Below are 2,064 nucleotides of genomic sequence, written 5' to 3' on the forward strand. Positions count from 1 at the left end.
ACATGACACTAATGTCATGTTCCTCTTTACAACTTAATCTGATTTCATAATACTTCCCCAACTAGACAAATCATCAATAAATTTTTTACTTTTAAGATGAATCCCTACATATTCATCGTAAATCATGTCCAAAAATTGACGAATTTTAAGTTTCATCTCAGGTTTCACAGAAATTGTTTGTAAATCATCAAATTGAATTGACTGAAAACGATTGATTAAGTACAGCATATTAGGATCTAGGTGGTTTCTTCTCTCGTCTTTATAATAATGGTTTGGACATAATAATCCAGAATATTTGTGTGAAAAATCAAAAGGTAATCCTGCCCTATGACAAAAAACACAATCATGAAAATTTAAAGCAACACCGAACCTCTCTAGTAGTTGTACTTCAAAAATATTCGTTAGAATCTCATAATCTAAACCGTCCTCAATCAATTCTAACGTTTTCTTTAGGAAAATAAATAATTGAGCATCCGCTACATTATCACTAATAGCCACATCAGCCAAAGAAGTAATATAACTCGCATATGACAACTTAAACAAGTCTGAATTAATTTCTTGAAATGCTAAAACTTCTTTATAATCATCAATATAAGAAAGACCATTATCATTAATTTTTAAAATAAAATGAGCAATAGTCAAAGGTTGGAGCACAGCATTGAATTTTGACTTTGAAGCATGCTTTACAAAAAACATCCTTTTTCCCTCAGTCTCCGTAAAGATTTTAAGTAATTTATCATCTTCACGATAATTACGATTATACAAAACGAGACCGTATGTTTGACTAACCCTCATATGATTCCATAAAAACTTTCAATCTAGCCATTGCTGTTTCAATAACTTCCATACTAGCAGCATAAGAAAGACGTATATATCCTTCACCATATTTACCAAAAGCCACCCCTGGAATAATAGCTACTGCTTGTTGATAAGCAAAATCCTGACAAAACTTAAAAGAATCCTGTGGATAACTATCAGGTATTTTAGCAAAGATATAAAAAGCGCCACTCGGTTTAATTATTTTGAAACCAAGTTTAGACATTTTATCAATGATATAATCTCTACGTTTAATATATTCTTGACGCATAGGTAACGTATCATTTTTACCCACAGATAAGGCTTCTACCCCAGCAAATTGCGAAATAGTACTAGCAGCTGTCACCATGTATTGATGACTTTTAATGATTTGAGCAGTAAATGCTTCAGGAGCATACACCAATCCAACTCTCCAACCAGTCATAGCATGTGATTTTGATAAGCCATTAATTAAGATAGTTTGGTTAGGTAAATATTCTGCAATTGAAACATGCTGCTGACCAGTGTAAGTTAACTCAGAATAAACTTCATCACTAATAACAAAAATATCATATTTTTTAAAGACTTCAGCTAATGCAGCAATTTCTTGCCTTGAATAGGTAATACCTGTAGGGTTAGTAGGATAATTAAGTAAAACAGCCTTTAATTTTTCACCTTGTTGGATAATAGCCGTTTCTAACATTTCAGGAGTTAGTCTAAAGTCATTTTCTCTAGTATCAATTTCTACGATATCAGCTCCTACAAGGTTAACTATTGGCTCATATCCTGGATAAGCGGGGGCGGGTAATAGAACAACATCACCAGCTTCTAAAATAGCTATAAGAGATGCAGACAGAGCTTCTGTGGCACCTATCGTAACCAAGATCTCACTATCAGGATTATAAGTAAGATTATATTTATCCTTTGCAAAATCTGCAGCAGCTTGCCTTAGAGCTAATAAACCGCTCATACCAGTATAATACGATTGATTCGCATCAATAGCTGATTTAGCTGCTTCTTTAACATGATCAGGAGTGGTAAAATCTGGTTCTCCAAGAGTTAATTTTACCATTCCAGGTATATCTGAAATAGATTGATCAAACTGACGAATTAAGGAGACCTCTATTCTATCTAAGTACTTATTAAATCGTTTCTCTAATGTCATCATAACCTCCTGATAAGAAATAATATATTTAATTATACAAGAAAAATAATTTGTGTCCAGTTTTCCGTCATTAAATGATAAAAAACCTGTTAATAACAGGTTTC

At 32.6% G+C, this 2,064-nt stretch carries 2 protein-coding genes; both read right to left on the reverse strand.

The features are described 5' to 3' along the window. Positions 1 to 33: 33 nt before the first annotated feature. Positions 34 to 795, reverse strand: coding sequence for a DNA repair protein RecO (gene recO, locus HMPREF9171_RS102945; protein WP_001266265.1), 762 nt, complete (start codon positions 793 to 795; stop codon positions 34 to 36). Beyond that, on the reverse strand, positions 785 to 1,960 hold the full coding sequence (locus tag HMPREF9171_RS102940) for a pyridoxal phosphate-dependent aminotransferase (protein ID WP_000171457.1): 1,176 nt from the start codon (positions 1,958 to 1,960) through the stop codon (positions 785 to 787). The genes recO and HMPREF9171_RS102940 overlap by 11 nt, the downstream gene beginning before the upstream one ends. Positions 1,961 to 2,064 lie beyond the last annotated feature (104 nt).

The organism is Streptococcus agalactiae ATCC 13813 (genome assembly GCF_000186445.1).
Classification (GTDB): Bacteria; Bacillota; Bacilli; order Lactobacillales; family Streptococcaceae; genus Streptococcus; species Streptococcus agalactiae.